Below are 25,726 nucleotides of genomic sequence, written 5' to 3'. Positions count from 1 at the left end.
TCCCCGGCCCTTGATCGGCACCCACCTGCCATGCCCCCGCCCGCCCCAATGGGCTGCGGGAGATGCTTGCAAACGAACTCTTGAACACTGTTACCGGGACCAGTTCGAGGAATTGCCCAACCTATATCATTTTATCGGTCCGTTCCGCTGACGGACAGACCCCATGCCGGCCCAAGTGCGGCCGCCAAACGCCGCTGCCGCGCGGTAAGTGCCTGCAAGTAATACCAAATTCGACGCACAAAGCACGGCGGACGCGGTTTACCACAGGGCCAAATCTTACGAAGATTTCATCTTCCCGGCCCCATCAATCGGCCAGCGCCCAATGAGCCGGAACCCGACCGCCAGAATTATGAAACCGAACCCGCCGTGTTCCCGTAGTTCGAACATAACACAGGCGGGGGTAGGAATGCGGGTCGCCATTATCGGGACGGGAATCGCCGGCAACGCTGCGGCTTGGGCTTTGTCGAAGCGATACCCGGTCACCATCTACGAGCGGGAATTACGCACCGGCGGCCACAGCCATACCATCGATATCGATTATGACGGCACACCAATCGCGGTCGATATCGGCTTCATCGTCTATAACGAGCTAAACTACCCCGACTTCACCGCGCTGTTGCAGCATCTCGGCGTCGAAACCGCGCCGAGCTGCATGAGCTTTTCGGTCAGCGCCGACGGCGGCCGGTTTGAATGGATGGGCGGCGGCACCAGCTGGCGGGAAACCGCGCGCGGCCTGTTCGCCCAGCCCAGCAACCTGCTGTCGCTGTCATACTTGCGCATGCTGCGCGCGATCCTGACCTTCAACGAGCAGTCCGTCGCCGACCTTGCGGCCGGACGGCTGAAGGACAAGACCCTCGGCCAGTATTTTGACGAGCGCGGCTACCCGCGGCGGCTGCTCACCGATTATTTCGCGCCGATGGGCGCGTCAATCTGGTCGACCCCGGCGCAGCAGGTCGAGCAGTTTCCCGCAGAACGGTTCGTCGACTTCTTCTCGACCCATCGGCTGCTGCAATATGACCGGCCGGTGTGGCGCTCGATCCGCGGCGGCAGCCGGCGCTATGTCGATGCCCTGACCGCGTCATTCCGTGACCAGATCCGTGTCGGCTGCGCGGTCACCGGCATCGAACGGACTGGCAATGGCGTCACCATCACCGACAGCAAGGGCGGCCGCGATCACTATGACCATGTGGTGATCACCACCCATAGCGATCAGGCCCTTTCGATGCTCAGCGATCCCTCCGAGCACGAGCGCACCGTGCTCGGAGGGATCCGCTATTCGCCCAACCAGCTTTATCTGCACCGCGACCCGCGCCTGATGCCCAAGCGCCGCAACGCCTGGGCCTGCTGGAACTATCTGCGTTGGCCGCGGCAAGGCGACTGCGTCAACGATCTCGCCGTCACCTATTGGATGAACCGGCTGCAATCGCTGCCCGATGACAAGCCGCTATTCGTCAGCCTGAACCCGCCGTTCGCGCCCGACCCGGACTTGACGTTCGGCGAATTCTTCTGCGAGCATCCGCTGTATGACAGCGCGGCCTTTGCAGCGCAGCAACGCTTGCAAGATATCCAGGGTCAGCGGCACACTTGGTATGCCGGCGCCTGGACCGGCTATGGTTTCCATGAGGACGGCCTGCGCAGCGGACTGAAAGTCGCCGAAGCGCTTGGCGCCACAGTGCCGTGGCGCGCGACGCCGGCTCCGATTGCCGAGGCCGCGGAGTAACCGCCATGCCAGAGCGCCCCGCCGCTGCCGCGCTATATTTCGGCCCGGTGATGCACGCCCGAATGCGCCCGATGGCGCATCGCTTCAGCTACCGCGTGATGAGCCTGTTGATCGATCTCGACCGGCTCGCCGAAGCCGATCGGCTCAGCCCGCTGTTCGGCGTCAACCGGCGTGCGGTCTATAGTTTTGATGAGCGCGACCACGGGCCGCGCGACGGATCGCCGCTGCGCGCTCATGTGCAGCGCTGTGCCGCCGAGCACGGCGTCGACCTGACCGGCGGCACGGTGCTGCTGCTGTGCTACCCGCGGCTACTCGGTTACACGTTCAATCCGCTGTCGGTGTATTTTGGCTACCGCGCCGATGGCGCGCTCGTGCTGGTCATCTATGAGGTGCGCAACACTTTTGGCGACATCCATCCTTATGTTCACCCGGTGCAGCCCGGCGAGATCAGCCCGGCTGGTTTGCGACAGCAGCAAGACAAGACCTTTTACGTCTCGCCCTTCATCGAGATGGCGATGCGCTATCACTTCCGCATCGTGCCGCCCGGCGACACTGTGAAGATTCGCATCCTTGAGACCAGCGCCGAAGGTCCGGTGCTCGCCGCCACCTTCTGCGGCGAGCGCCGCGCGTTGACCTCGAGCGCGTTGCTGCGCTCCATACTGAAGGTGCCGCTGCTGACGCTCAAGGTGATGGCGGCGATTCATTGGGAAGCGCTGCGGCTTTGGATCAAAGGTGCGCGATTGGTGCCACGTCCAGCCCTGCCAACACCGGCGCCGGGCTTGGCTGCACGCAGCGGCGATGATTATATTGATCGTGGTTAGTTGTCGCCGGGTCTGCCCGGCGTGTCATCGGCGGCTTCGGCGTTGACGGTTCCGACGATCAACTGTCAGCCACCAGCCGACCCAATTACCTCGACCCGAGAGCATTGCTCTCAGAGCCTTTGGTCCGTGGGTTGCGAATGACTGAACCGATCCTGCTGACGCCCGACAATGTCGAGCATGAACTCGCCGATCTGCCGCGCATGGTGCGCACCGCGCTGACCTTTGGCGCCAAACTACGACGCGGAACGCTGGAGGTGACGCTGCCCGATGGCCGCGTGCTGCACATGGGCGGCGCTGAGCCAGGCCCTGCCGCGCAGATGACCTTGTATGGCTACGGCTTCGCGACCCGGCTGGTGCAAGGTGGCGATATCGGCATCGCCGAAGCCTATCTGCGCCGCGACTGGGATACGCCCGACCTCACCCAGTTCCTGTATCTGTTCTGCGTCAATCACGAGTTGATCCAGTCGATGCTGGGCGACAATCCGGTGATGCGGCTGGTGCAAGCGGTGCGACACTGGTTCAACCGCAACACCAAGCGCCAGGCGCGCAAAAACATTTTTGCGCATTACGACATCGGCAATGCGTTCTATTCCGCTTGGCTCGATCCGAGTATGACCTACTCCGCGGCGATCTTCGAAGACCACACAACTGATCTCACGGCCGCGCAGCTCAACAAATATCGCAAGCTCGCTGACGCCATCGATTTGCGCGCCGGCAACCACGTGCTCGAAATCGGTTGCGGCTGGGGCGGCTTTGCCGAATACGCCGCCAAAACCTATGACGTCAAAGTCACAGGCCTAACCATCAGCCGCGAACAGTTCCAATTTGCTAGCCGACGCATCTTCGACGCCGGCCTCTCCGACAAGGTCGAGATCAAGCTGCAGGACTATCGCGACGAGCGCGGCTTTTATGACCGCATCGCCTCGATCGAGATGATCGAAGCGGTCGGCGAGCAGTTCTGGCCGCAGTATTTTGCACAATTGCGTGACCGGTTGTCACCCGGCGGGCTCGCCGGCATTCAGGCCATCACCATTCAGGACAGATTCTTCCAAAATTATCGCCGCGAGGTCGATTTCATTCAGCGCTACGTGTTCCCCGGCGGCATGTTGCCCTCGCCGCAAGTGCTGCGCTCGCTCGGCGACAAGTTTGGACTTCCCGTCGTGCGTGAGCGGATTTTTGGAGAAGACTATGCCAAGACGCTCGCGACCTGGAGAGACAATTTCCGCGCGGCCTGGCCGAGCCTGCTAACACTGGGCTTTGACGAGCGCTTCCGGCGATTGTGGGAATATTACTTGGCCTATTGCGAGGCCGGTTTCCGGTCTGGCAACATCGACGTCCGCCAAGTGGTGTTCGCCAAAGCCGGCTGATATCCGGTAGCAAGTCAGATGACCTGATTGCGGTGCGTGAACCTCACTTCCCTCTCACGCACCAGGTCGGGCAGCGCATTCATGACCATCTCCAGCGACATCATCGCCGCGATCGGCAACACGCCGCTGATCAAGCTCAAGCAGGCGTCGCAGCTCACCGGCTGCACCATTCTCGGCAAAGCCGAGTTCATGAATCCCGGCCAGTCGGTCAAGGACCGCGCGGCGCTGTTCATCATCAAGGACGCGATCGCGCGCGGCACGCTGCGGCCGGGCGGCGTGGTGGTGGAAGGCACCGCGGGCAACACCGGCATCGGTCTGGCGCTGGTCGCGAACGCGCTCGGCTTCCGCACCGTGATCGTGATCCCGCAGACGCAGAGCCAGGAAAAGAAGGACATGCTGCGGCTGTGCGGCGCCGAGCTGATCGAAGTGCCGGCGGTGCCGTTCGCCAATCCCAACAACTACGTCAAGCTGGCCGGCCGGCTGACCGCGCAGCTCGCGGCCAGCGAGCCGAGCGGCGCGATCTTCGCCAATCAGTTCGACAACGTCGCCAATCGCAACGCTCATATCGAGACCACCGCGCCGGAAATCTGGCGGCAGACCGATGGCAAAATCGATGGCTTCGTGTCCGCGGTCGGCACCGGCGGCACGCTCGCCGGCGTTTCGATCGGGCTAAAAGCGCTCAATCCGAATATTCAGGTCGCGATCGCCGATCCGCCCGGTTCGGCGCTCTATCACTATTATGCCCACGGCGCGCTGAAGGCCGAAGGCTCCTCGATCACCGAAGGCATCGGCCAGGGCCGCATCACCGCCAATCTCGACGGCGCGGTGATCGACCGCGCCTACCAGATCCCGGACGAGGAGTCGGTGCCGCTGATCTATGATCTCTTGCAACACGAAGGGCTGTGCCTGGGCGGCTCGTCCGGCGTCAATGTCGCCGGCGCGATCCGTTTGGCGCGCGATCTCGGCCCCGGCCACACCATCGTGACCATGCTGTGCGACTATGGCAGCCGCTATCAATCAAAACTGTTCAATCCGGATTTTATGCGCGCCAAGAATCTGCCGGTGCCGGACTGGCTGGAAAAGCGCAGCAATATCGCGGTGCCGTACGCAGAGGGGTAACGCCTCGCAACAATGGCGCGTGCCCTAGCGCAAAATCTGGCTCAAAAACAGCTTGGTGCGCGTGTGCTGCGGATTGGCGAAAAATTCCTGCGGCTCGTTGGCCTCGATCACCTGGCCAGCATCCATGAACACCACGCGGTTGGCGACCTGCCGGGCAAAACCCATCTCATGGGTCACCACCAGCATGGTCATGCCCTCCTGCGCGAGATCGACCATGGTGTCGAGCACCTCCTTGACCATCTCCGGGTCAAGCGCTGAGGTCGGCTCATCGAACAGCATTACTTTCGGGTTCATCGATAGCGCGCGCGCGATCGCGACGCGCTGCTGCTGGCCGCCGGAAATCTGCCCGGGATATTTGTTGGCCTTATCGGGAATGCGCACCCGCTCCAAGAATTTCATCGCGGTTGCTTCGGCATCCTTCTTGGGGATGTTGCGCACCCAGATCGGTGCCAGCGTACAATTCTCCAGCACCGTGAGATGCGGAAACAGGTTGAAGCTCTGGAACACCATGCCGACTTCGCGGCGGATGTCATCGACATGGCGCAGATTGGGGCCAAGCTCGATGCCATCGACCGTGATGCGGCCTTCCTGAAATTCCTCGAGCGCGTTGACGCAGCGGATCAAGGTCGATTTGCCGGAGCCGGATGGCCCGCAGATCACGATCCGTTCGCCGCGTGCGACATCAAGGCTGATGTCGCGCAGCACATGGAAATCGCCGTACCATTTGTTGAGCCCGGCGATGCTGACGATCGGTTGCGCTGCCATCTTGTGATTTTCACTCATTAGTGACGCCGATGCGCATTCAGCCGATGTTCGACTGAGAGCGAGTAGCGCGACATCCCGAAGCAGAACACGAAATAGATGAATCCGGTAAAGGCAAAGCCAGTGAACAGCGTGGTCGGCGTCGACCAGTTCGGATCGGCGAGCGACGCCCGCAACTGGCCGAGCAGATCGAACAGCGCCACGATCGACACCAGCGAGGTGTCCTTGAACAACGCGATGAATGAATTCACCAATCCGGGGATGACGTGACGCAGCGCCTGCGGCAGCACGATCAGCCCATTGGTCTTCCAATACGACAGGCCGAGCGCACTGGCAGCTTCGACCTGGCCACGCGGGATCGCCTGCAACCCGCCCCTTATCACCTCGGCATTATAGGCGCCGGCGAATAGCGCGATGCCGATCAGCACCCGCACCAGGCCATCCACGGTGAAATTGCCCGGCAGGAACAGCGGCAGCATATAGGTGGCGAAGAACAGCACGGTGATCAGCGGCACACCGCGCCAGAACTCGATGAATGCCACGGAAAAAATCCGGATCAGCGGGATCGCCGAACGCCGGCCCAGCGCCAGCGCAATGCCGATCGGCAGCGAGGCGACGATGCCAGTCACCGAGACCACCAGCGTCACCAATAGCCCGCCCCACAACCTGGTATCGACCACCGGCAGGCCGCCGCGATCGAGCCGCAGCGCCAGCATCACCAGCGCAATCGCGGCAAACACCGCAACGCTGCGCAGCAACGCCGCCCAGCCGTTGCGGAAGCCGCCCGCCAACAAGAACAGCAGCACCGACGTGATCGCCGCGGTGCCGGCGAGATCGATCCACAGCGCGTATGCCGAGCTCTGGATCTGGTCGCGCAGCCAGGTCAGCGGTGCGATCGCTAGCGTCAAGGCCGAGCCGAACGCGGCAATCGCATGGCCGAGCGGCGCGGCGAAGGAGGCACTGGCGCCGAGTTTGTGCCCGGCCCCGACGAAGGAGCCGGCCAGCGCCTCGAGCGCATCGGCGCTCCAGCTCAACGCGAAGCCGCGCAGCCCGCCGCCATGCAGCAGGAAATAAGCGAGCACCGGAAATGCAATGAAGAACACCGCGGCATTGGCGGCCTTGGCCGGCGCGCGCGGGATTAGCAGCGGCAGCATCAGCAAGGCGCCGAGCGCGAAGGTGAGATTGACGCGCCAGCGTTCCGGCTCGGGATAGAAGCCATAGACGAACTGCGCGAATTTCGCCTGCACGAATGGCCAGCAGGCGCCGACCACCTGCCCGGCTCCCGGCGCCAAACAGTCGGTGCGGCTTTCGCCCTGCCACACCGCATCGATCAGCAGGAATTTGATGCTCGGCACCAGCGTGTAATAGAGCAGCAGCACGCTGATGATGGTCAGCAGGATGTTGGTCGGCGAGTTGAGCAGCCGGCTTTGAAACAGGCTGATGATGCCGGTGCTCCGCACCGGCGCCGGGCGCGGCGGCACCAATTGTTCGGCGACAAAGGCGCAGCTCGGACGCTCGGTCATGGGCCCATACTCCGTCCGAGGCGCCAGGCGTAAAAACTCATCAGCGCGCTGGTGATCAGCGACAGCAGCAGATAGACGCCCATGGTGATGGCGATGATCTCGATCGCCTGCCCGGTCTGGCTGAGCGTGGTGCCGGCAAACACCGAGAACAAGTCAGGATAGCCGATCGCTACCGCCAGCGACGAGTTTTTGGTGAGGTTGAGATACTGATTGGTCAAAGGCGGCAGGATTACCCGCAGCGCCTGCGGAATGACGATCAGCCGCAGCGTGGTGCCGTGCGACAGGCCGAGCGACGCCCCCGCCTCCATCTGACCTTTCGGCACCGACTGGATGCCGGCCCTGACGATCTCGGCGATGAACGCCGCGGTATAGGTCGACAGCGCCAGCGTCAGCGCCACGAATTCCGGCGGCAACCGCGCGCCGCCGGCGAAATTGAAGCCCTTCAGTTCTGGAATCTCAAAGCTGACCGGACGGCCGAAGATCGCCATCGCCAGCGTCGGCAGCACGATCAGCGTGGCGAGTACCACCGGCCAGACCCGCAGCCGGCGCCCGGTGCGATACAGCCGCCGGCGCGCATAGATCGGCAGCAGGATCGCCACCGCGGCAGCGATCGCCAGCGCCAGCAGGAATGCGCCGAGGCCGGCCTCGCCGATCGGCCGGGGCACCACGATGCCGCGAATGGACAGGAAGAAGGTGTCGAACAGCGACACGCTCTGCCGCGGGTTCGGCAAGGTGCCGAGCACGGCCAGATACCAAAACAGGATCTGGAACAGCAGCGGCAGGTTGCGCACCAGCTCGACATAGGCGCCGCCGATCCTCGCCACCAGCCAGTTTGGCGACAGCCGACACAGCGCGATCACAAAGCCCAAAATGGTGGCGAACACGATGCCGACCACCGACACCGCGAGCGTATTGACCAGGCCAACCAGAAAGACGCGGGTGTAGCTGTCGGCCTCGCTATAGGGGATCAGCGCCTGGCTGACCCCGAACCCCGCAGTATGCGACATAAACGAAAAGCCCGAGGCAATCCGCTGATTGGCGAGATTGCCGCGGGCGTTATCGACGATCTCGTAGCCGATCCAGATCAGGGCCACGAGAAACAACAGTTGCAACAGCAGCCCGCCCCAACCAGACCGACCGCCGAGCATTCGGCGAAGCCGAATGCCCCATTGCGCCGGCGGTGGACGGGGCGCGATCGTCATGCGCGCTCAGGTCAGCGGATCGGCGGCGCGAACTGAATGCCGCCCTTGTTCCAGGGTTGGTTCAGGCCGCGCGCGATGCCGAGCTTGGAGCCAGCGCCGACATTGCGATCGAACATTTCGCCGTAATTGCCGACCGCCTTGACGATCCGCACCACCCAGTCGTTGCTGAGCCCGAGCTGCTCGCCGAGATTGCCGTCGGTGCCGAGCACCCGCTTCAATTCCGGCTTGTCGAGCTTGGCCTGGTCCTCGACGTTCTTCTGGGTGATGCCGAGTTCCTCCGCATTGATGGTGGCGAACAGCGTCCACTTGACAATGTCGAACCACTGATCATCGCCGTGGCGCACCAGCGGGCCGAGCGGTTCCTTGGACACCACTTCCGGCAGCACGACATGATCCGCCGGCGTGGCCAGCTTCAGCCGCAGCGCATAGAGCTGCGAGACGTCCGAGGTGAACACGTCGCAGCGGCCGGACTCATAGGCCTTGAGGGATTCGTCGGCCGTGCCAAACGCGATCACCTCATATTTCATGTTGTTGCCCTTGAAGTAATCGGCAACGTTCTGCTCGTTGGTGGTGCCGGTCTGCACGCAGATCGAGGCGCTGTTCAGTTCCAGCGCCGAGTTCACCTTGAGCGACTTCTTCACCATGAAACCCTGGCCGTCATAATAGGTGACGCCGGTGAAGTTGACGCCGAGCGAGGTGTCGCGCGACAGCGTCCAGGTGGTGTTGCGCGACAACAGGTCGATCTCGCCGGACTGCAGCGCGGTGAACCGGTCCTTGGCCGACAGCGGCACAAACTTGACCTTGGTCGGATCATTGAAGATCGCCGCCGCCACCGCGCGGCACACATCGACATCAAGGCCGGTCCAGTTGCCCTTGTCGTCCGGCGTCGAGAAGCCCGGCAGCCCCTGGCTGACGCCGCAGGAAATGACACCTTCCTTCTGAACGCGCTCGAGGGTGACGCCCGGCTTGGTGGGCTGTGCCATGGCGGCGTGCGACAGGCCGGCGGCGACAGCAAAGGTAAATGCAACGATGGCGGGTTTCATAGTTTGGCCTTTCAAGGGACGTCCAGAACGCATTTATCGTGATTCGCGCTGACGTGGCGCATCCGAGGCAATCGCCCCGGCGCCGTCCGGCAGCCGATCCGATAGCAGCTCGCTGGCCGGAATTCGATTCGGTCGAAGGTCACAGCCAGTCGCTTAATGCGCAGCAACACAAATAGGAATGGGCCCATCACAGAACGAGTTCAGGCTCCGGGTCAAGGGGTTGACGGCGATCTTCTCCCGGCTGCTATTAGATTGCGCACGCGCCCGCGCCTTCGACCGCTTCGGCCTTCTTCCACCTGCGACACATTTGGTCAGATCGTATGTCCTCATCAGATTCCAGCGGCAGCCCCGTTACCGTGGAAACCAGCCTGGTCACCTCCGGACGCGACACTTCGGCACAGAAAGGTTTTGTTAACCCGCCAGTGGTGCGTGGCTCGACCGTGCTCTATCCGAGCGCCGAGGATTTGCACGCGCATCGCGGCGAGTACTCCTATGGCCGCCACGGCACCCCGACCACCAAAGCGTTGCAGCAGGCGCTGGCAACGCTCGAAGGCCCGGCCTGTGCCGGGGTGGCACTTGCCCCCTCCGGCGTCGCGGCGATCTCGACCAGCCTTTTGGCGGTGCTGAAGACCGGCGATCATGTGCTGGTCTGTGACAATGTCTATCGCCCGACCCGGCTGTTCTGTGACGGCCTGCTGCAACGCTTCGGGATCGAGACCAGCTATTTCGATCCGCTGATCGGCGCCGGCATCGAGGCGCTGTTCCGTCCCAACACCCGCGCGGTGTTCGTCGAGGCGCCCGGCTCGCAATCACTGGAAATGCCGGACATCCCGGCGATTGCCGAGATCGCCCATGCGCGCGGCGCGCTGGTGATCGATGACAACACTTGGGCGACGCCGCTTTATCATCGCTCGCTCGAGCAAGGCGTCGATATTTCGATCCAGGCCGCCACCAAATATATCGGCGGCCATTCCGACATCATGTTCGGCACCATCGCCGCCAACAGCAAAGCCTGGCCGCTGGTTGATGACGCGGTGCGCGCGCTCGGCGTCTGCGTCGGCCCGGACGATACTTTTTTGGCGCTGCGCGGACTGCGCACGCTGGCGGTGCGGCTCGCCCATCATCAGCAATCGGGTCTGGAGATGGCGCGCTGGCTCGGCGCCCGGCCGGAGGTACAGCGCGTGTTGCATCCGGCGCTGGAAACCGATCCCGGCCACGCGATCTGGAAGCGCGATTTCACCGGCGCCAGTGGTCTGTTCAGCATCGTGCTGCAGCCGGCACCGCAGCGCGCGGTCGATGCGCTGCTGAACGCGCTGCAACTGTTCGGGATGGGCTATTCCTGGGGCGGCTTTGAAAGCCTGATCATCCCGTTCGACTGCGCGAGCTATCGCACCGCGACCAAGTGGCATCCGGGCGGCCCGGCGCTGCGCCTGCATATCGGCCTGGAAAACACCGAGGATCTGAAAGCGGATCTTGAGCGCGGCTTTGCGGCCTTTGCCGCCGCGCAATGAGCCTGTGCGTGATGACCGCGGCGATCAGGCCGCGGTCTGCCGGCCGTGCAAGATGATGAAATACATGTTCCGGAAATACACGATCAGGCCGAACGCCTGACCGGCGATGAACACCGGATCGCGCCGGTACAGCGCATAGATCAGCAGCAGAATGCCGCCCCCGATCGAGAAGAACCAGAACGCCACCGGAATCACGCTCTTGCGGGCGCGCTCCGAGGCGATCCACTGCACCACGAAGCGCATCGTGAACATCGCCTGCGCGACAAAGCCGAGGATCACCCAGCCGTCGAACTTGATGACGAATACGTCGTGCAAGTAAGCGCCGAGCAGATTGAACAGATCAGTCACGGCTCGTTACCTCACTCACCACCGGGGTGGCCTTCTTGCGCCTGATCAGCCACCACACGCCGGCCAGATCCATGATGCCGATCCACAGCCGGTCAAAGAAACCATAGTTGGACACGCCGGACAGCCGCGGCCGATCCGCGACGTCGACATAGACGATGTCAAAACCCTCGCGGCGCACCAGCGCCGGCAGAAAGCGGTGCAGCCCGTCAAAATACGGCAGCGCCAAAAACACCTCGCGGCGGAACGCTTTCAGCCCGCAACCGCTGTCACGGGTGCCGTCGCGCAAAATGCCATTGCGGACGGTATTGGCGATCCGCGACTGAATCTTTTTAAAACCCGTATCCTTGCGGCCGACGCGCTGCCCGGCCGCGAGACCAACGCGCGCGCCGCCCTTTTCGATCGCCGCGATCAGATCGGGCAGGAATGCCGGATTGTTCTGGCCATCGCCGTCGAGCGTCGCGACGATCGCGCCGCGCGCATGGCGGACGCCGCTGCGCACCGCCGCCGATTGCCCGCATGACTGCTCGTGGCGGACCTGGCGCAAATGCGGCAGCCGGCCGCGCAGCGCCGCCAGCCGCTGCGGCGTGGCATCGCTGGAACCGTCATCGACATAAATGATCTCGTAGGCCCAGCGTCCGTCGAGGGCAGCGGCGATCTCGGCAATCAAGGGCTCGACATTGTCGGCCTCGTTGCGGACGGGAACGACGATCGACACGCCAGGTGTTGCGCCGGAATGGGTCACAGGTTCGCTCATGGTTGGATCAGAGGCCCGCGGTATCGCGGGATGACGCGACAGCGGGTCGCGGTGGCCCGCTTTTATGAGGGGAAAGCCCCGCGGGCAACCTTTTTGAGCTGATCCAGCGACGGCCCCGGCAGCGCCACAATGCGGCCATCTGGCTGGATCGTGAACGCCAGCCGCCGCGCGGCGAACCAGTAGCGCACCGCCATCGCGCCGATGATGCCGGTCAGCGCGCCGGCCACCACGTCGCTGGGATGATGGGCCAGCAGCACCAGCCGGCTGACCGCAATCAGAATCGCATAGCCGAACATCCATGCCATGGTGCGCGGCCACAGCGCCGAGACCGCGAAGGCCAGCGCAAACGCCGTGGTGGCGTGGCCGGACGGCAGGCTGGCATAGGCTTCGCTCCAGGCGAAGTGCGAGAAATTGAAAGCGTTGGCCTCGCCGCCGACGAACGGCCGGCCGCGGCCGATCACGCCCTTCAGGACGTCGCCGATCAGCACCGGCACCAGCACCGCCAGAAACAGGAACTGCACGCGCGTCGCCAGCGACAGCAGCACCACGCGCCTCCAGGCGCCGAGCTTCGCTGCGATCAGCACCAGCGCCAGCAGCAGTAGCGCCAACGTCCACAGCACATAGGCCGATTTGCCGAAATCGGTGATGATCCGCACCGGCCACAGCGCCGCGGTGCCGCGCGGGGGCATCCAGCCGATCTCGGTGGCGTCGAGTGCCACCATCAGCACCGCGATCACCACCGCCAACAGCGCGGTGAGCAGCAGCATGCGCCGCGCCCAATAGCGCGCCGCGACAGCACGGCGCGAATGCGACGGCTGCCGGACCAGTTGACGCAAGGCCCCGGCAACGATCGCGCCGAGCTCAGTCACATAAGACGGCGGCCCGCCGCGCGCTCCGGGGGTCATCTGTGCCGCCTCTATTCTGTGCCTTCGGAACGGAACACCGCGACCGAGATCGCCCGGCCCTGCGAGAAGTTGTAGCCCTCGATTCGGGTGGCGACGTTGTAGCGCAGCCCGATCGCGTCTGCGCGGGCGGCGAAAGCGCGTTCGGTGCGCGATTCCACCAGCGCGAACCGGCAGCTGCCCTGCAGCAGGAAGTCGGCGGCACCGGAGCCGTCGGTCAGCAGCGTCTGGGTGCCGGTCATGAACACGAGGCTCGGTTCCTGATAGCCCGAGGCGGCAGCCTTCGGCCCGACGCACACCACGCTGCGCAGCGCGCGCGCGATCTCGACGCTCGGGAACAGCGGTTTTAGCGACGGGATCACGATGCCGTACACCGCAATGCTGAGAAACAGCGCGGACGCGACCGCATTGAGCAGCGACTGCTCGGCGCGCACGTCTTCATAGAGCCGCCAGGCCAGCAGCCCGAGGATCATCGACACCGCCACGAACGGCCAGGCCAGGAACGCCGGCTGTTTAGTCAGCCAGATGGCGCCGACCACGGCAACGGTGAGCACGATCGCCGGAATGGCGAACCACCAGGCCGCGCCGCGCGTCAGCCAGGACCGCGACAGCACCCGGCGCTCCAGCGCGCCAGCGGTCAGGATCGCGATCGCCGGATAGAGCGGCAGCACATAATGCGGCAGCTTGGTGATCACCAGCTCGAACACGATCCAGGCCGGCAGCAGCCAGGCCAGCAGATATTGCGCACCGGGCTCGCGGCGCGAGCGCCACACCGCCGGTGCCGCCATCGCCGCCAGCGGCGCGCCGGGCCAGAAGGTCACCCAGAACAGCGCCAGATACAGGCCGGGCGGCGCGCCATGGGATTCCTGGCCGCTGGCGATCTTGCTCAGCATGTCGCCGCCGACCGAGTCGGAGAAGAACGTGTCGCCGGCGCGCAGGAAGATCGCGATGAACCAGGGCAGCACCAAAAGCAGCACCCATGGCAGCCCGAACAGCGGCCGCAGCCGCCACAGCCAGGCGAGCGAGCGGTCGAGCACCGCCAGCGTGCCGGCCGTCAGCAGCACGAACAGCAGGATCAGCGGCCCTTTCAGCAGGATGCCGCCGGCAATCGCGGTCCAGAACACCGCGGGCACGGTCCAGGGCGGGGTGTCCTCATCGCGCTGCCAGGACAGATAGGCGCGCGCCATCGCCCCCATGGTGGCGATCACGGTCAGCAGCAGCATCGCGTCGGTCTTGGCGAGCCGTGCTTCGACCCCAAGCAGGATCGAGCTGCACATGATCAGCGCAGCCAACACGGCCCCTCGCCGCGATACGAACGCGAGCGCGGTCCAATAGGTCAAAAGCACCGCGCCGATGGCGCCGGCCATCGAGGGCACGCGATACAGCCAGATCCGCACCTCGGCGCGCGGCAGCCCCAAGGTCGAAGCGGTCTCGACCACAGCCGCCTGCAGCCAATAGATGCCGACCGGCTTCTTGTAGCGCACCTCGTTCTGGAAACGGATGTCGACGAAATCGCCGGTTTCCACCATCTGTTTGGTGGCTTGGGCAAACCGCGCCTCGTCCCGGTCGATCGGCGGGATGTTAAAGAAGCCGGGCAGTATGAACAACAAGCCGACCAGCGCGAGAAAGGCCACCGCGCGGACATGGCTGCCGGTGACAAAATCGATCACGCTCGCCAAACCCCGGCCGGGATTGACCCGGTTATTGGGCGTTTTTGGCGCGGCAAATCGCGGTTGTGCGTAAGTCTCGATCATGAGTGTCGCATACGCTGAAACCGCTAGCCGGACAACCAGTTGCCGGGGCTCTATTGAATTCGGATAACAACTGTGTCCGCGGCGCCCATGGCATCCAGCACCGTGAGCCGGGCGAAGCCGGGTTGCGGCTGATTGAGCAGCCGCTGACGGCGGCTGTCGAGCTCCCCGACCGACACCCCATTGACCAGAACCGTCATCGGGGTGACCCCGCCCGACACCTTGATCGGCAGCGACGGCACGCCGTCATTCCCGGCGGCCTCGATCCGTGAGCCATTGAGCGGGAATTGAATGCGCAGCGCCGCGGCATCGCCGGTGCGCAGCAATTCCCCGGCCGGCCGGAACCGGCGCAGCGGCAAGGGCAGCTTGGCATTGCTGGCCAAAAGCGCGCCGCGCGGCGCCTTCGGCAGCGGCGCCGGCAGCCGGCCGGTACGGGCGAAGGCGTCGAACAGAATCGGCGCCGCGGCGGTGCGGCCCACCAGCCCGGGCACCGGCGCGCCGTCGGGCCGCCCGACCCAGACCCCGATCGTCAGCCGGCCGTCAAAACCGACCGACCAGGCGTCGCGATAGCCGTAGCTGGTGCCGGTCTTGAACGCGATCCGGTTGGCAACGGCATTGTCGGGCGGCGGCGTGCCGAGCAGCACATGGCCGACCTGCCAGGCGGCAACCTGATCGAGCAGCCGCAGCGGCTCGGCCGGCGCGGCATGATCGGCCAGCTCGCGCAGCGGCGTCACCGTGCCGAGCCGGGCAATGCCGGCATAGAGCTGCGCCAGATCATGCAGCCGCACCCCGACCCCGCCCAGCCCCATCGCGAGCCCCGGCGCCTCCTCCTTCGGCAACACCAGCGGCCCACCGGCCTGCTTGAGCCGCGCCGCCAGCCGGCTTGGCCCGACCCGGTCGAGCAATGCGATCGCCGGCACGTTCAAGGACAGCTGCAGCGCCTTGCGCACCGGCACCGTGCCCTGGAACGTCATGTCGAAGTTTTCGGGCGCATAAACGCCAAAACGGATCGGCCGATCGTCGATCAGGCTTTCCGGATGCACAAAGCCGTCCTCGAACGCCAGCCCATAGATGAAAGGCTTGAGCGTCGAGCCGGGCGAGCGCACCGCGCGCGTCATATCGACCTGCCCGGCGCGGCGCTCGTCGAAGTAACCAGGCGAGCCGACATGGGCCAGCACCTCGCCGCTGGTGTGATCGACCGCGAGCATCGCCACCGAAATATCGCTGCCGAGCGCGGCGGCGCGGTCGCGCGCCAGCGCCTCCAAGGCGCGCTGCAAGCCGATATCGATGGTCAGCCGGATCAGCGGCATATCCTTGACCGTCGCGATCGCCTGATCGGCGGCGTGCGGCGCCAGCATCGGCATCGGCTTGCGCAGCCGCTCGACCGGCGCGGCCTCGGCCTGCGCGGCATCATCGGCCGAGAGCGCGCCCTGCTGCACCATCCGTTGCAGCACTCGGTCGCGCGCCGCCCTCGCCTCACCCGGATAACGGTCGAGCCGGCGGCGTTCCGGCGATTGCGGCAGCGCCACCAGCAGCGCTGTTTCCGCCAACGTCAGCCGCTTCGGCTCCTTGCCGAAATAGGCCAAGGAGGCGGCGCGGATGCCTTCGAGATTGCCGCCGAACGGCGCCAGCGTCAGATAGAGGTCGAGGATCTGCTGCTTGCTGAGCCGAATTTCCAGTTCAAGCGCACGCACCATCTGCCGCAGCTTGGCGGTCAGCGAGCGCTCGCGCCGCGGCTCCAGCAGCCGCGCCAGCTGCATGGTGATGGTCGAGCCGCCGGAGACGATGTGGCCGTCGGTGACAAGCTGCAGCGCCGCGCGGCCGATCGCCAGCGGATCGACGCCGACATGGCTATGGAAGCGCTTGTCCTCATAGGCCAGCAGCACTTGCAAATAGCGCGGATCGACGTCGCTCGCGGCCTCAACCGGCAAGCGCCAGCGGCCATCCGCCATCGCATAGGCGCGTAGCAGCTTGCCATGACGATCGACCACCGAGGTCGAGACCTGCTGCGCATCACCGAGCGGCAGCGGGCCGAGCGCGATGATCCAGCTCGCCAAGCCGAGCAAAGCCACGACCGCCCCGGCGACAACGACGCGCACGGCGCGACGTCCTGGCCGCGTGGCCGTTTGCTCGCCCGTCGCCAGCGCGGTCATTTGGCGGAACGAACCTCCACGGCGCCGGTGATGGTGCGGCCGAAGCGCGACGGGTTGTACATGTCCTCGACATAAGCCTGCGGCAGCACGTATTTGCCGGGCGACACCGCGCGCACCACATAGGCGACGGTGAACACCGCCTTGTCATTGCTGGCCCGATCGATGAACGCCGTAAAACGGTCGTCGCGGAATTCGCTATGCACTGGCTCGACGCCCTCTTCGATCCAATCGAGCGTGCCCGTGTCACCCGACGACACCAGATGCGGATTGTCGATCTCAAAGCCGGCCGGCAGATAGTCGGCGACCAGGATATGGCCGTATTCCGGCTTGGCCTCGGTGACTTTCAGCACCACCGCAAAGCGGTCGTTCTGCTTGGCTTTGCTGGGATCGGCCGGTTTGCCTTCCAGCGTGTAGTAACCGCGTTCGATCTTAAAGCCATTGGCGACCGCAGGCTCCGGCGTGATCGGGGCCCCCGACATCGAGATCACCGCCTGCAGCGGCGCATCGCCGGTGTTGGTGATCTTGAGCGGCTGGCCGGCCAGCTCCGCGGCCTTGTAGCTGCGATACAGCGCGGTCTTCACCGGGCTGCCATTGAGATCGAGCGCCAGCGTTTCATTGGCGAGCGCGCGCGCCGCCAGCACCAGCCAGGCGTTCTCCTGGGTCGAGGTGTAAGGGGTGAGACCACGCGCCGCCTCGACGCGCTGCACCGCCTGGGTGAGCGTGGCGCGCGGCGCATTGCCCTCGCCCGCCAGCGACACCAACGCCGCGGCATCGCGGAGCTGCGAGCCGTAATCGGTGCGGCCGTATTCGAGCGTCGGCTTTGGCGCCAGACTATCGGCCGCTGCGGCATAGACCCGCTCGGCGCGCACCCGGTCGCCGACCAGCGCCAGCGCGGCAGCGAGCTGCGCCTTCGCGATCGGCGTTGCCATCGCGTTCAGCTTGGTGTCGGCGAGGTAGCGCAGATCACCGATCGGCGCCGCGCCGTTGCGCGCCAGCACATAGAGCCCATAAGCGAGATCGCGGCCGCCATCCTTCTCAGGCTCGGCGGCGTTGACCACGGCATTGCGGATGCGATCGAGCGCGCTTTTGAACAGCGGGTCCGGCACCGCAAAACCCTTTTCGCGGGCGCGGGTCAAAAAGTCGGTGACATAGGCATCAAGCCAGGCGTCATCGCCGCCCGCCGACCACAGACCGAACGAGCCGTTCGAGCCCTGACGCGCCAGCAGCCGATCGATGGCATCCTTGATGCGCTGATCGACGGTGCTGTCCATGGCGAGATGCGCACCGGCCGCAAGGTCGTTGACATAAAGCAGCGGCAGCGCCCGGCTAGTAATCTGCTCGGAGCAGCCGAACGGATAGCGATCGAGCGCTTTCAGGATGGTGGCGGCATCGAGCGCGGTCGAGAGGCCGACCGAGACCGACACCGCGCCGGTGCCGGCCACGAAGTCGGCAAACACGTCCGAGCCCAGCGTCAGGCTCTCGCCCTTGGCGAGCGTGCGCACCGAACGCCGCGCCAGAATCTGCGTGGCCGGCTTGACGTCGAGCGCGTAGTGGCGCTGCAAGGCAAGGCCATTTGGCCCCTTGATCGCGACATCGACCTGCGCCTGCCCGGCGCCGCTGGCGGCGAGCGCGAGCGTCGTGACAGCGCGCTGCTTGGCCGCCAGTTTGAGCGTGGTCGCCGGCTGGCCGGCCATCTTCACCGGGCCGGTAGTACTGACGTCGAGCGTGTAGTCGCCGGCGACGCCCTCGACATTGTCGAGTTCAAAGGTCAGCGTGCCGTTGTCACCACTGAGCAGGAAGCGCGGCAGAGTGGTGGTCAGCACCACCGGGTCGCGCACCGTGACATCGGTGTTGGCACGGCCGATCTTGGTCGCGGTCCATGCCACCGCCATCACGCGCGCGGTGCCGGCAAATTCGGGAATGTCGAAGTCGATGGTCGCGGTGCCATCGGCGCCGACCGTGACGATGCCGGAATAGAGCGCCAGCGGCTTTTGCGTCGGCGGGCTGCCCTGCAGCTCGGCACCGGCGCTGTCACCGCCGCTGCGCACCTGGCCGCGCGTGCCCTGCATGCCGTCGATCAACTGACCATAGAGATCGCGGATCTCCGCGGTCAGCCGGCGCTGGCCGAGATAGAACTCATCGGGCGCCGGCGGCTTGTAGTTGGTGAGATTGAGAATGCCGACATCGACCGCCGCGACCACCACCTTGGCGTCTTCGCCGGGGCTGAGCCCGCCGAGCTTCACCGGCAAACGCAGGCTGCTCGAAGGCCGCACCAAGGCCGGCGGCGACAGCGTCACCGACAGCGTGCGCGCCGCCTTGTCGATCCCGAACCATTTGAGGCCGATGGCACGGCCGGGCATGCGCTGCGCGGCGGCATCGAGCGGCCGGCGCAGCGTCGCGACCAGATACGCGCCCGAGCCCCAATCCTTGCCGACCGTGAGCTTGACCTGGTTCTGCCCTTCCTTGACGTCGAGGCTTTGCGTGAGCAGCAGCCGGTCGCCGAGCACATTGACGGCGAGCTTGCCGGCGCTGCGCGCATTGACGGTCACCACCATGGTGTCGCCGGAGGCGTATTGCGGCTTGTCGATCGAGGTTTCCAAAAGATCCGGCGTATCGGCAGAGCCGTCCGAGTACCAGCCGACGTCGAATTGCAGCTGGGTGATCGGGCCATCGGCATCGGTCGATTTGACGTCGAGCCGGTAGCGGCCGGGCTGCGGCGTGAACGACAGCCGCGTCGGCTTGTCGGCGGCAATGGCGAGATCGCCATCGGCGACGCGCCGCGTGGTTTTCACCGGCTCATAATCCCAGGTCGAGTTCTGGCGATACCATTGATAGCGCGACTCGATCTTGAGCAGCTCATAGCGCAGCCCGCTGCGCGCCAGCTGGCCGCCATCGGGCGCCACGAACACCACGTCGAAATTGGCGTTATCGCCTTCGGCAACGTTCTTGTCGGCGAACAGCGGCTTGACGCCGATCATCGCCGATTTGGGCGCCACCGGCAGCACCAGCTTGCGCTCGACGGCGCGGCCACCGGCCTCGCTCATGCGGACAAAAATCTGCGCCTCCTGCGACCGCGACGAGGACGGCGGCTTGGGCAGCGAGACCGGGAAAGTCGCGACGCCTTGGGCGTCGGCTTCCGGCAGATTTTCGATCGGGGTGCGCTCGTTGCTGGCGGTCTCCTCATCGGCGACGCCAAACTGATAGCCGGGATAGCCGGGCCGCTCGCTGGCGGGCGCGACCAACAGGTCGCCTTCGAGCTGCAAGCCGGAGGCTGGCGCGCCATAAAGGAACCGGCCCTCGACCTTCAGCTCGGCCGGCGCATCGGGCTTGATCAGCTTATCCTTGGAGCTGAGCTCGAATTCGATCCGATCCGGCACATAGTCTTCGACCATAAAGGTGGTCTCGCCGACGCTGCTGCCCTTCGGGTCAGTGAAGGCGCGCACCCGCCAGGTGCCGGTCGGCACCGCGGAATTGAGCGGCAGCGTCAGGCTGCGGCCGCCAGCGCCCTGGTCTGGCAGCACAGCGCGGCGGAACTCGACGCCGTCCGGCCGCTCGACCACCAGGGTCAGCGGCGCGCCGGTGATGGCGTTGCCCTGGCCGTCGCGCAGCAGCGCGGTCAGATACACGGTTTCGCCGGAGCGATAGACACCGCGCTCGGCATAGACGAAGGCGTCGGCACCGGCCGGCACCGCGCGCCCGGCAACGCCGCGATCCGACAGATCGAAGGCGTTACTCTTCAAGCTGAGGAAGGCGTAATCCGATTTGTCGGTGGCAACCGTCAGCATCGCCGGCGACAGACCACCCTCGCCGAGCGCCAGCCCGGACTCAAACAGCGCATGGCCGCTGTCATCGGTCTTGCGGGTGGCGAGGATTTCGTTGTTGCGCGCGACGAGCCGCACCTCGGCCTTGCCAAGCGGCTCGGTCGAGGCCAGCGAATTGACGAACACATGGATGCCGTCATGGCCTGAAAACGCGGTCAGCCCGAGATCGGAGACGATGAACCACTGCGTCGCCAGCGAGGCGTAATCTTCATCCGAGCCGGAGCCTGGGCCTTTTGGCGCGGCGGTCATCACATAGACGCCGGGCTGCAGCTCGCCGAGCACCTGATCGACCGGAAACGCGGTGGTGACGTCGGCATTGAGCGGGCTGGCGGTGTCGAGCTCGCCGGACCACACTTTCATGCCGCGCTCGCCGCCAAGATCAGACAGCTCATAGCTCGACAGCGCGCGCTGAAAATCGCTGCCAACCACGGTGTTGATCAAATTGCGGTCGCCGATCCGGAACACCTTCACCGTCACGGTGGTGGTGTTGACGCTGACCAGCGGGATGCCGCGCTGCCCGGTGCGCGGCAGCACATAGGCGCGTCCGGTGAAGCGCACCAACGGCTTGCGATCGCGCACATAAACGTTGAACTCGGCCGATTTCGGCAGCGTTTCCTTGACCGCCGACGGCAGGCCGACGCGCAGGCTGACATTGTAGCGTTCGCCGTGCTTCAGCCCTTCGACACACAGCTGCTTGTCTTCGGAACTCAGTGCCGGCTTGTCGGTGCCGGCCATCGCCACGAACGGGGCAAAATCGGTGCGCTTGGCGAGGTCTTCCGAGAACTGGAAACAGACCCGCGGCGTCGCCGATTCCGAATCCACCGTGTAGTCGAGCAGCCGGAAGCCATATTCGTCGCGCAGCCGTTCATATTGGCCGCGCACATCGGCGGTCTCGCGCAGGTCGAGCGACAGCCGCAGGGCGTCGAGCGCCGGCCGCCACAATTTCCGCTCCGCCATGGCGCGGCCGAGCAGCGCTAGCGCTTCGGCCTCCTCACCGCGATTGCCGGCGCGCTGATAGGCGATATAGGCCACGGTCGAGGCGCGCTCCAACAGCACGGTCTGTTCGCTGGTGTTGGCGGGCTTGACCAGCAGGATGGTGCGCGCCATCCGCAGCCAGTTGCTGGCATCGCCCGGCGACAGCGCCGCGATCTGCCCGAGCGCCTGCAGCGCGGTGCGCTGATCGTTGCGTTTGAAGGCGGCGTCGACATCGGCGCGCAGCGCCGCGGCCGGCTTGCTGGTGCCCGCCGCGTCGGCCTTGATCTGCGCTTCCAGCTTGATCGCGGCGTCCGCAAGATCATCGCGGGTCAGCGCTTTGCTGGCGGCTTGGGCCGAGACCAGGCCGAACCACAGGACGGAGCAACACAACAAGCAAAAGGCGGTGCAAACCGAAACGGCCCGAACCCAGATCTTCATGTCGACTCCCCCTGCCCCGGATCGCGGCGACGTCGAGGCCGCGGAAGCGACACCGACGTGACGACTTCCAGCCTCAGGCCACCCGGCCGCGCCGGACTCGTTTCGGCGCGCATCTTCGCGTCCGGCTGCGCCAAACACAACGGCAGCAGCCACTTTGCTTTGACAGCCGTTCGCGCTAAATGGTTCGACAGTGGCGCCTACGGCTTTCGCTGAATGGCTTCGCTGGTTGACGGGCTGCGGTTGCAGCCCCAATTGGCCACCGCATCGACGGTCCCATAGCTCAACTGGATAGAGTAGCGGATTTCTACTCCGCGGGTTGCAGGTTCGAATCCTGCTGGGATCGCCACCCCTCATTTGCGAGCGCTTTCAATGGCTTGATCTGCTTTTGGCGAACCGAATCAACCGGTGAGTCAATAAACGTGGATGCCTCACAATTCCGTGCTCGGCACTGTCTTGATCTGGAGCGGGCCTCCATTTCGCAAAACCGCTCCAAGATGGCGCGGCGGCTTGCGGGTGCTGTCCGCCAAATTGTCCGCAAACTCGGCTTTGGTGCTATATTACCCTCGCAACATTGGCGGCGCCCGGCATCGTTCGGCTGGCACCTGGCAAGCGTTGTGACCTCGATGCCGTGATCGAAACGATCATGCCCGGCCTGCCATGCCGTTCGACGATCACAGTCAGTTCGCGGGCCACACACTGGCCAGAGAGCGAGGTGTCCGGGTTGGCGGCGCGCCGATGCCCGTCTTGGTCAAGTCCTCGAGGATGTTGAAACCGCGGGCGAACTGGCCAAGGACGGAATCGGCCGAATTGCGCGCGTTTTGCCTGGCATCACAGGAAAAGAGCCGCAGGAGTTTTGGCAGAGGAAGCTCAGGTGTCTCAAGGAGTCGCGAATCGCAGTACGCGGCTCCTGAGATCGCCCGGCCGATAAGCCCTCTGTTAGACTGATTTCATCTTCTCGGATCCTGCTCCGGCCAGGAATTGAACCGCCCCGAATTCAATCCGAATTAAATCCGAGGGGCAACGTCACTCACAACTACCGATAAGAACTTTGACAGCCGTATCGCGAAATACGATACACGCGACCGTACTCATCAAGTCGATCAGCAGGAATAGAACTCGGCGGAACTATGTCGTCTTTCCATTCCCGTAAGTTCGACGTTGCCACATAAAGAGATTCCTCGAATGGAACCAGGGCGGTCACGCGTTGTCCGAAGAATGCCGCCCCCAACCCATCATCCGGCCGTCCTGCATATGGGATAAACGTCTCATTCACCTCAGGACTGAAAGCCCTAAAGAACAATCCCCAGACCCCCTCTTTGTGATCAAATCTCCAGATTTCCCCCTTTGGCCAATAGCCAACAAACAGGTCTCCACAATATTCGGCCATCGACTGAGCTTCATAGCCCAATCGTTGAAGTGAAACCTCTTGAATAGCCGGAGGCGTAAAAGTTGACGGCTTCAATACGTCGCCATCAAATTCATATAAACGCCCGGTCGGCCACTCACCAATCAGCGTCTTCGATTGATAGATAATAGAGCTATAGAATTGTATTTTCCTCGGTTCAACCAACATATCTTGACGGGACTCATCACATCGGTAGACATCGTCCTCCATTACCATCCGACACCACCTACCTCCCTTAAAAAGAAGAGCGTCGGCATAGTTAGTAATAGCAAGAACACTGTCTCCAGAGATGGCATAAACATAAGGAAATGACCCTCCCTTAACAGATATTCTCTGGCATTGCTTGCTACCAAGAATCAGACACGCACTGAGCACTCCATGATGATAATCAAAACTAAATTCATGCGTCCTATTGATCAGACGCGGCCTAATTGATTTGAATATATACTCCTTGACGTAGTTCGCTCCAAACTTCCGAAACTGCACTTCGTTGGCCAAATCTCGGAGGATAAGCCGACCTCCTGAAACGAAGGCATATCCACTACGGAATGCTTTTGAGACTCTGTCAACCATCTCAATACGGTAAGGGTAATCGCCATCAACCCATTCGTGGATACCCTGGTAGCTATTAGCCGAATATGATTGCCACTGGACAATCGGCGACCAATGATTGTAGTGGACCCGACGATTGAACTTCTGAACAACGACAATTGATCCAATTGCGATAATTAGGATAGAAAATACGATTCCAAGCTTCATCTTTAAACCGCGCGATCAACTCCCCAAACCGGGGGAGCATTTGTTGAGTTTTCTTGATCCGCCCCCAGACTGGACCTTAGACCACCCAGAACTAGAGTTTTGCACATCTGATCACGTTGGCGGGATGGTAGCGCCGACGTGGTTTGGCAGCAAAATCGGCGGTCGATTACCGGTCGACCCGAGAGGCTGTTTCCTCATTATGGAATTTACGTCAAGTATCCAATTTTTCCCGGGCGTCCGCAAGGAACAGGAATCGATAGGCGTTCAGGCATTCTGCGTCGGCTTGCTCGGCGCGATGTAATGCCACTCGATCCGGGCGGCATCGGCCCAAGCCAGGATGTGGTGAGTTCGGTGCCGTTGTCGCTGACCACCATCTTCGGCTTGCCGCGCTCCACTTGTCGATGCTGGCATCGCTGCCGCCGTGCTTGCGGCACAGCTCGGCAACCGCAACGCCGGACTCGTGCTCCTTCAAAATCCCCGATGATCTGCCCTTCTGAAAAGCGACTGCGCTTCAGGTTCTGGTCCTCGTCTTGGGCCAGAACGAACTTCAACCTGGATTAGCCTGCGGACGGTCAGGAGTTACGGCAGCCTGTCGGCCTGCTGTATTAGCGCTTCTTCCCTCATCGGCAATTCCCAGCAAACTCCGTGCTCACGTATGGTCGGCGCCGCTGCACGCATTCGCTCCACAACTTGAGAAACAGACCGACGTCCCGCAATGGGTATCGATGGCCGCGTTATGCCCCGTCGAACACTGTCGCCTCTTCCGCACGCTGGCATAATGCCAGGATGAACGGGATCGAGGATTAAATGGTCTCACGCCGCTGACGCCAAGTACGGCAAAACTCGAGTGCGGAGATCATCTCTTTCTCGACCGTAGAGACTGAAATGTTGAGACTGCGCGCAATCTGGGGGTAAGTCATGCCATCGACCTTGCTAAGCAGAAAGATGCGCTGAGTGCGCATCGGCAGCGTCTGTAGCGCACGCAGCAGAGCGTCGAGATCCAACCGGCTGGCCACCGCGTCTTCAGGGTCCACGACGCCAGTCTGCAACTGCTCCGACGACACTTTGCTGGCATAAGAGGCGCGAACGCGTTCTGCCCGGATCGTATCGCAAGCGAGATTCCGTGCGGTCGTGACGACGAGACCGACGTCCCTTTCGGTTACCTTTCGATTCATCAGCTTGATAAACGTCTCGTGGACGACGTCTTCCGCCGTATGCGCATTTCCGGTGATGCGACGCACCATCCGCTTGAGCTGGCCCTGCTCCGCTCCGAATATACTGAGCAGCTCTGTCGCAGACGACATGAAATCCCCATCGTAGCGCATCAGCCCCGACCGAACGGGAAGCGTTCG

General features: G+C 63.8%; 17 protein-coding genes, 1 tRNA gene and 2 pseudogenes. 6 read left to right on the top strand and 14 right to left on the bottom strand.

What is annotated here, in order from left to right:
- The first annotated feature begins 406 nt into the window (after positions 1–406).
- The 4 genes from BJ122_RS01635 to BJ122_RS01620 all read left to right on the top strand — a co-directional run bounded on the left by BJ122_RS01635 (position 407) and on the right by BJ122_RS01620 (position 5,027).
- Positions 407–1,720 carry an NAD(P)/FAD-dependent oxidoreductase gene (locus tag BJ122_RS01635; RefSeq protein WP_110779412.1) on the top strand — a complete coding sequence of 438 codons (1,314 nt, stop codon included), beginning with the start codon at positions 407–409 and terminating at the stop codon, positions 1,718–1,720.
- A 5-nt stretch (positions 1,721–1,725) separates the two neighbouring features.
- Entirely contained in the window at positions 1,726–2,541 is an 816-nt protein-coding gene (locus BJ122_RS01630; protein WP_110779411.1) for a DUF1365 domain-containing protein, read from the top strand.
- 137 nt (positions 2,542–2,678) lie between these two features.
- Complete coding sequence (locus tag BJ122_RS01625) at positions 2,679–3,908, top strand: SAM-dependent methyltransferase (protein WP_110779410.1); 1,230 nt, start codon at positions 2,679–2,681, stop codon at positions 3,906–3,908.
- A gap of 81 nt (positions 3,909–3,989) precedes the next feature.
- The gene (locus BJ122_RS01620) at positions 3,990–5,027 is read left to right on the top strand and encodes a cysteine synthase A (protein ID WP_110779409.1); all 1,038 of its coding nucleotides are present in this window, start codon (positions 3,990–3,992) and stop codon (positions 5,025–5,027) included.
- 24 nt (positions 5,028–5,051) lie between these two features.
- Here the strand turns inward: BJ122_RS01620 and BJ122_RS01615 are convergent, their stop codons facing one another.
- Genes BJ122_RS01615 through BJ122_RS01600 form a run of 4 tightly spaced genes read right to left on the bottom strand, consistent with a single transcriptional unit; the run spans position 5,052 to position 9,557 of the window.
- Positions 5,052–5,792 carry an amino acid ABC transporter ATP-binding protein gene (locus tag BJ122_RS01615; protein WP_110779453.1) on the bottom strand — a complete coding sequence of 247 codons (741 nt, stop codon included), beginning with the start codon at positions 5,790–5,792 and terminating at the stop codon, positions 5,052–5,054.
- Positions 5,793–5,809: 17 nt separating this feature from the next.
- Positions 5,810–7,312, bottom strand: a complete 1,503-nt coding sequence (locus BJ122_RS01610; protein ID WP_110779408.1) for an amino acid ABC transporter permease — start codon at positions 7,310–7,312, stop codon at positions 5,810–5,812.
- Positions 7,309–8,514 carry an amino acid ABC transporter permease gene (locus BJ122_RS01605; protein ID WP_110779407.1) on the bottom strand — a complete coding sequence of 402 codons (1,206 nt, stop codon included), beginning with the start codon at positions 8,512–8,514 and terminating at the stop codon, positions 7,309–7,311. Before BJ122_RS01605 ends, BJ122_RS01610 begins: the two co-directional genes overlap by 4 nt.
- A gap of 11 nt (positions 8,515–8,525) precedes the next feature.
- Complete coding sequence (locus BJ122_RS01600) at positions 8,526–9,557, bottom strand: amino acid ABC transporter substrate-binding protein (protein WP_110779406.1); 1,032 nt, start codon at positions 9,555–9,557, stop codon at positions 8,526–8,528.
- Positions 9,558–9,877: 320 nt separating this feature from the next.
- On the opposite strand from BJ122_RS01600, the gene metC reads away from it, so the two are divergent.
- The gene (gene metC, locus BJ122_RS01595; protein WP_110779405.1) at positions 9,878–11,068 is read left to right on the top strand and encodes a cystathionine beta-lyase; all 1,191 of its coding nucleotides are present in this window, start codon (positions 9,878–9,880) and stop codon (positions 11,066–11,068) included.
- Positions 11,069–11,092: 24 nt separating this feature from the next.
- Here metC and BJ122_RS01590 read toward each other — a convergent pair whose 3' ends face one another.
- From BJ122_RS01590 to BJ122_RS01565, 6 genes are all read right to left on the bottom strand, one after another.
- The gene (locus tag BJ122_RS01590) at positions 11,093–11,416 is read right to left on the bottom strand and encodes a lipid-A-disaccharide synthase N-terminal domain-containing protein (RefSeq protein WP_027277367.1); all 324 of its coding nucleotides are present in this window, start codon (positions 11,414–11,416) and stop codon (positions 11,093–11,095) included.
- Positions 11,409–12,170 (bottom strand): glycosyltransferase family 2 protein, encoded by a 762-nt coding sequence (locus BJ122_RS01585; protein WP_110779404.1) that lies wholly within the window; start codon positions 12,168–12,170, stop codon positions 11,409–11,411. The genes BJ122_RS01590 and BJ122_RS01585 overlap by 8 nt, the downstream gene beginning before the upstream one ends.
- Positions 12,171–12,232: 62 nt before the next feature.
- The gene (locus BJ122_RS01580) at positions 12,233–13,075 is read right to left on the bottom strand and encodes a phosphatase PAP2 family protein (RefSeq protein WP_110779403.1); all 843 of its coding nucleotides are present in this window, start codon (positions 13,073–13,075) and stop codon (positions 12,233–12,235) included.
- A gap of 11 nt (positions 13,076–13,086) precedes the next feature.
- Positions 13,087–14,826 (bottom strand): ArnT family glycosyltransferase, encoded by a 1,740-nt coding sequence (locus tag BJ122_RS01575; protein ID WP_110779402.1) that lies wholly within the window; start codon positions 14,824–14,826, stop codon positions 13,087–13,089.
- A gap of 50 nt (positions 14,827–14,876) precedes the next feature.
- The gene (gene pbpC, locus BJ122_RS01570; protein ID WP_110779401.1) at positions 14,877–16,976 is read right to left on the bottom strand and encodes a penicillin-binding protein 1C; all 2,100 of its coding nucleotides are present in this window, start codon (positions 16,974–16,976) and stop codon (positions 14,877–14,879) included.
- Positions 16,973–22,162, bottom strand: coding sequence for an alpha-2-macroglobulin (locus BJ122_RS01565; RefSeq protein WP_210205419.1), 5,190 nt, complete (start codon positions 22,160–22,162; stop codon positions 16,973–16,975). The genes pbpC and BJ122_RS01565 overlap by 4 nt, the downstream gene beginning before the upstream one ends.
- 317 nt (positions 22,163–22,479) lie before the next feature.
- Between BJ122_RS01565 and BJ122_RS01560 the strand changes: the two genes are divergently transcribed.
- A tRNA-Arg gene (locus tag BJ122_RS01560) sits at positions 22,480–22,556 on the top strand.
- Between the two features lie 687 nt (positions 22,557–23,243).
- On the opposite strand, the gene BJ122_RS18925 is transcribed toward BJ122_RS01560, so the two are convergent.
- The 4 genes and pseudogenes from BJ122_RS18925 to BJ122_RS01545 form a co-directional block, all read right to left on the bottom strand.
- Positions 23,244–24,374, bottom strand: a complete 1,131-nt coding sequence (locus BJ122_RS18925; RefSeq protein WP_146227132.1) for a hypothetical protein — start codon at positions 24,372–24,374, stop codon at positions 23,244–23,246.
- Between the two features lie 270 nt (positions 24,375–24,644).
- Positions 24,645–24,763, bottom strand: a pseudogene (locus BJ122_RS01555) (IS3 family transposase); the annotation flags it as partial.
- Positions 24,760–24,889: pseudogene (locus BJ122_RS01550) on the bottom strand (transposase); the annotation flags it as partial. The pseudogenes BJ122_RS01550 and BJ122_RS01555, both read right to left, overlap by 4 nt.
- Before the next feature lie 288 nt (positions 24,890–25,177).
- Entirely contained in the window at positions 25,178–25,678 is a 501-nt protein-coding gene (locus tag BJ122_RS01545; RefSeq protein ID WP_245407565.1) for an RNA polymerase sigma factor, read from the bottom strand.
- Positions 25,679–25,726: the final 48 nt, after the last annotated feature.

It is taken from the genome of Rhodopseudomonas faecalis, assembly GCF_003217325.1.
GTDB lineage: Bacteria > Pseudomonadota > Alphaproteobacteria > Rhizobiales > Xanthobacteraceae > Rhodopseudomonas > Rhodopseudomonas faecalis.
This window is presented reverse-complemented; position numbering and strand designations above follow the sequence as displayed.